The sequence below is a fragment of the Mesorhizobium sp. M7A.F.Ca.ET.027.03.2.1 genome, assembly GCF_003999175.1.
Lineage (GTDB): Bacteria > Pseudomonadota > Alphaproteobacteria > Rhizobiales > Rhizobiaceae > Mesorhizobium.
Window position 1 is genome coordinate 1 of record NZ_RZOM01000449.1, and the last position, 4,710, is coordinate 4,710.

The window sequence follows — 4,710 nt, forward strand, 5'->3', positions numbered from 1 at the left end:
ATCCGCGCGTAGGCGCCAGCGAGGCCGGCGCATGAGCCCGCTCCGCCGCTTTCTGCGCACGCCCGAGGCGGTCGCCGGCGCCATTCTCCTGGCGGCGCTGATCGCCATGGCGCTGTCGGCGCCGCTGCTGTTCCCAGGTGACCCGCAGGCGATCGCCGGACCGGCGCTGCTGCCGCCGTTCCAGGACTGGTCGCTGCCGCTCGGCACCGACCGGCTTGGCCGCGACGTACTGGCCGAGCTTTTCCACGGCGCCCGCACATCGCTGGCTGTCGGGCTCGCGGCTGCGGCCGCCGCACTTGTCGTCGGCGCCGTGGTCGGCACATTGGCCGGCTTTGCCGGCGGCCTCGTCGACGAGGTGCTGATGCGCATCACCGACGCCTTCCAGACCGTGCCGAGCTTCCTGCTGGCACTGGCCTTCGTCAGCGTCGTCGGACCGTCGCTCGGCGTCGTCGTGATTGCCATCGCGCTCGGCACCTGGACCGGACCTGCTCGGGTCGCCCGCGCGGAAGTCCTCTCCATTCGCGAACGCGATTATGTCGCCGGGGCCAGGGTCATCGGCATGCACCCGCTGGCGATCGCCTTTCGCGAGGTGCTGCCCAATGCCCTGCCGCCGGTGCTGGCGATGTCGTCGGTGATCGTCGCCGCCGCGATCCTCACCGAGGCGGCCTTGTCCTTCCTCGGCCTGGGCGACCCCAACCGGGTCACCTGGGGCGGAATGATCGCCGAAGGCCGCGCTGTCCTGCGTACCGCGCCCTTCCTGTCGATTGTCCCGGGCATAGCGCTGGTGCTGACCGTGCTCGGCGCCTACCTCGCCGGCGAAGGCATTGTCGAGACGACAGCGGTCAGGAGAGGCCTGTCGTGACCACGCTCGCTTCGATCCGCGACCTGACGGTGACCTACCGCCGTGACGGCAATGAGGTGGCAGCGCTGAGGAGTGTAAGCCTCGATATTGCCAATGGCGAACGCCTCGCCATCATCGGCGAAAGCGGTTCAGGCAAAAGCACGCTGGCACTGGCGATTGCCGGGCTGTTGCCGGTCTCGTCCAGGGTTGATGGGCGGATCGACTGGTTCTTGCCATCATCGCCACCCTCTGGCGCCAAGGCACCCCCCTCTGTCCTGCCGGACATCTCCCCCTCAAGGGGGGAGATTGGCAGTTCCACCGCAGGCCCTCTTTCTGCATCTCTGGCGATGGGCGAAAGTGGAGACAAGGGCGTAATCTCCCCCCTTGAGGGGGAGATGTCCGGCAGGACAGAGGGGGGCCTCGTAAGGCGCGAAGTCCGAAAGTCTTCCCTCAAACAGAGCTACATCCCCCGCCTCGGCCGCGACATCGGCTTCGTCTTCCAGGACCCCTCCGCCAGCCTCGATCCTGTCATGACCATCGGCAAGCAAATCGCCGAAGTAGCGCGCACGCATCTCGGCCTCACCTGGTCCCAATCCTATGCCAGGGCCAAAAGCCTGCTCGAGCGCGTCCGCCTGCCGGACCCGGACTCAGCCTTGCGCGCCTTCCCGCATCAGCTTTCCGGCGGCCAGAAGCAGCGTGTGGCGATCGCCGCAGCCATTGCGGCCGGTCCGAAATTGCTGATCGCCGACGAAGCGACCAGCGCGCTCGATACCATCGTGCAGGCCGAGATCGTCGCCTTGATCCGACGCCTGGTGACCGAGGACGGCATGACGCTGCTGTTCATCAGCCACGACATCGCGCTGGCGGCCGAGCTTGCCGAGCGTATCGCTGTTTTCCGTCATGGCCAGTTGGTCGAGCTTGGCATGACGGCGCAGATTGTCGGCGCCCCGGCCCAGCCCTATACGCGTGCATTGCTCGACGCCCATATAGGCCTCGACACCAGGCCGTTGCTGGACCGAGCCGGGCTCCACGCATGAGCCTGCTGGCGGTGTCCAACCTCACCAAGCGCTACCGTCGAGGCGACAAGACCATCGCCGCCGTCGACGATGTCTCCTTTCACATCGACCCCGGTGAGACGCTGGCGTTGGCCGGACCTTCCGGCAGCGGCAAGTCGACGATCGCGCGGTTGGTGCTGCGATTGATCGAGCCGGACGACGGACGCATCGACTTCGAGGGCAGTGATTTCCTGGCCTCGAGCGGCGCCGCGCTGCGAGCACGCCGCGCACGCCTGCAAATGGTGTTCCAGGACCCATTGGCCGCCTTCAATCCGCGCGCCACGGTGGCGCGTGTGCTCGACGATCCCTTGCGCGTCCATGGCATCGCCTCCCGCGCCGAGCGCCCGCGCCGCATCGCCGCCTTGCTGGAGCGCGTCGGGCTGACGGCGAACCTCGCCCCGCGTGCCATCCATGAGATCTCCGGCGGACAGCGGCAGCGCGTCGCCATTGCCCGCGCCATCGCCACGAAGCCGTCGCTGATCGTGCTCGACGAGGCGGTGTCGGCGCTCGACGTCTCCGTACGCGGGGAGATCCTCGAGCTTTTGCTCGACCTGCAACGCCAGGAAAAGATCGCCTATCTCTTCATTTCACATGATCTCGGCGTCATCAGGTCGGTCGCCCACCGCGTCATCCTTCTCGACGCCGGCCGGGTTGCCGAGAACGGCGATGCCCGAACCGTCATCGACTCACCGCAATCGGCCATTGGCAAGGCGCTGGTGGCGGCAGCACCGAGATTGAACCGGACCCTGATGCGGCTGGCGTCGGCCGGCCTCGATTGAGTTCCGGCCGCCACCACCGGTTCGCTCAATAGCCGACGGTGAAGCGCTGCCTGATGTGGGCCGGCTTCTCGATCTCGTCAACCATGACGATCGCATAGTCCTCGAAGGAAATGCTGCTGCCCTTATCGGAGGCGAGAAGTGTATCCTTGCCGAGGCGGAATTTGCCTGTGCGCTCGCCAGGCACGAACATGGCGGATGGCGACAGGAACGTCCAATCGAGGTCGTCGACCGTCTTCAATCTGTCCAGGAAGTCGGCGCCCTTCTGCGCTTCGGCCTTGTAGATATCAGGGAAGTCGGGGCTATCGACCAGCCGCTTGCCCGGTGCGACTTCGAGACTGCCGGCGCCGCCGACGATCAGATAGCGCTTCACGCCGGAGGCGCGCACCGCCTCGATCAGCGTATCGGCATCGCTGTCCAGGAAATGCACGGAGCTGATCACCGCGTCATGGCCGCGGATCAGGTCCGCGAGACCTTGTCTGTCGAAGACATCGCCCTTCCTCGCCGTCACGCCCGGAAGCGCGGCGATCTTTTCCGGGTTGCGCGCAATGCCGGTGACGGTGTGGCCGCGATCGGAGAGTTCCCTGAGAAGGCGTGAACCGACAGCGCCCGATGCACCAATGAGAGCGACTTTTGCCATGTCTGTTTCCTTATTTCTTGTTGGGGGTCTGGAGGATGGGATCACGCCGCCGCGATATGGGCGACAAGATTGTCGAAGCTGCCGAACAGCGCGTTCGAACCGATGAGCCGGGGCGCATCATTGCGGATGACCGAGAGCGAAGGCACGCCATCGGCATGCAGGCGCTGGAACAGCGCACGGCCACGGCCAACCAGATCGCGGTGAGCCGTCAGCAATGTTTCGGTCGGCGCCTTGAGCATTTCGGCGGCGTCCGCCATGCCGGCGGCGGCGAGCACCTCGGCCACACCGCCGATCGTCACGACATCGCGTCCTTCTACATAGCGCGCATGCTGGATCGTCTTCAGCGCCGCAAGCCGGCGGCTGGGATCTTCCAGGCCAGCGGCACTGATGCCGAGTGTGGCGGCATGTGAATCGAGCAGGGTCCCACGGACATTGAGGACATTGTGCCGATAGGCCGGCGTGAAGGATTGTCCGGTCAGGCGCTCGATGCGCTGGTCGTTCGCCCAGGCATGCGCCGCAAAGCCTTCATCCATCGGACGTGCGCCGGCGCCGGAAAACAGGCCGGTCGGCAGCAGTTCGACGTTCAGGCCGGCGGCCGACAACCGGTCGAGCATCGGTGTGGCGCCATAGCACCAGCCGCAGAGCGGATCGAAAAGATAGGTCACTTCTGAATTGCTCATAGTCGCTGCCATTCCTGCCCGGCCACCGGACTCGTCGAGGCCGTCGCTCATATGGCAGACGGCAGCCTTGCGATAAATGGCGCCCAATTATACAAACTGTCTGATCTGATCATACAAAGGGCAGCCAGCTTGGCCGAACTTCTGAACCTCAATCGGCTCGCCTACTTCACCACGGTGATGGAAACCGGCTCGTTCACTGCCGCAGCCGACCGGCTTGGCGTCGCCAAGGCCGTGGTCAGCCATCAGATCGGCAAGCTCGAAGAGGAGCTGGGCGCAACGCTGCTGCAGCGCACGACCCGGCGTGTCACGCCGAGCGAAGAGGGTCGCCTCTTCTATGACCGCGCGATGATCATCCTGCGCGAAGCGGAGGCGGCCTATGGCGAAATCTCGCGCGGAGCCGTCGAACCGAGCGGAACGCTGAGGCTGACGGCGCCACTCGACTACGGCACCAACATCGTGGCTCCGGTCATGGCCGCCTATCTCAGAACCTACCCGCATATGCGCGTCGAGGCGATCTTCGACGACGCCGTCAGCAATCTGGTGGACGAGCAGATCGATCTCGGCATCCGCGTCGGCTGGCTCACCGATTCCTCGAACCAGGCGCGGCGCCTGGGGACGATCCGGCAGATCGTGGTGGCGAGCCCTGGCTTCGCGGCGAGCCTGCCGCCCGACGTGACGCCGCGCCAGGCAAGATCGCTGGCCTGGGTCGGCAACACCC

At 65.9% G+C, this 4,710-nt stretch carries 6 protein-coding genes; 4 read left to right on the plus strand and 2 right to left on the minus strand.

The annotated features are described in order from the left end of the window. The first annotated feature begins 31 nt into the window (after positions 1-31). From EN750_RS19380 to EN750_RS19390, 3 genes are read left to right on the plus strand one after another with little or no spacing between them, the layout of a single operon-like run. The gene (locus EN750_RS19380; RefSeq protein ID WP_127397360.1) at positions 32-862 is read left to right on the plus strand and encodes an ABC transporter permease; all 831 of its coding nucleotides are present in this window, start codon (positions 32-34) and stop codon (positions 860-862) included. A gap of 14 nt (positions 863-876) precedes the next feature. After that, a complete protein-coding gene (locus EN750_RS19385; RefSeq protein ID WP_189526321.1) occupies positions 877-1,878 on the plus strand; it encodes an ABC transporter ATP-binding protein in 1,002 nt (333 codons plus the stop codon). Then, positions 1,875-2,675 (plus strand): ATP-binding cassette domain-containing protein, encoded by an 801-nt coding sequence (locus tag EN750_RS19390; protein ID WP_127397361.1) that lies wholly within the window; start codon positions 1,875-1,877, stop codon positions 2,673-2,675. The genes EN750_RS19385 and EN750_RS19390 overlap by 4 nt, the downstream gene beginning before the upstream one ends. Positions 2,676-2,700: 25 nt before the next feature. On the opposite strand, the gene EN750_RS19395 is transcribed toward EN750_RS19390, so the two are convergent. Both EN750_RS19395 and EN750_RS19400 read right to left on the minus strand, forming a co-directional pair. Then, the gene (locus EN750_RS19395) at positions 2,701-3,312 is read right to left on the minus strand and encodes an NAD(P)-dependent oxidoreductase (protein WP_127397362.1); all 612 of its coding nucleotides are present in this window, start codon (positions 3,310-3,312) and stop codon (positions 2,701-2,703) included. 41 nt (positions 3,313-3,353) lie between these two features. Next, a complete protein-coding gene (locus EN750_RS19400) occupies positions 3,354-3,992 on the minus strand; it encodes a DsbA family protein (RefSeq protein ID WP_127397363.1) in 639 nt (212 codons plus the stop codon). A gap of 129 nt (positions 3,993-4,121) precedes the next feature. On the opposite strand from EN750_RS19400, the gene EN750_RS19405 reads away from it, so the two are divergent. Then, positions 4,122-4,710: LysR family transcriptional regulator (locus tag EN750_RS19405; protein ID WP_145967772.1), on the plus strand; the 589-nt coding region annotated here is incomplete at its 3' end.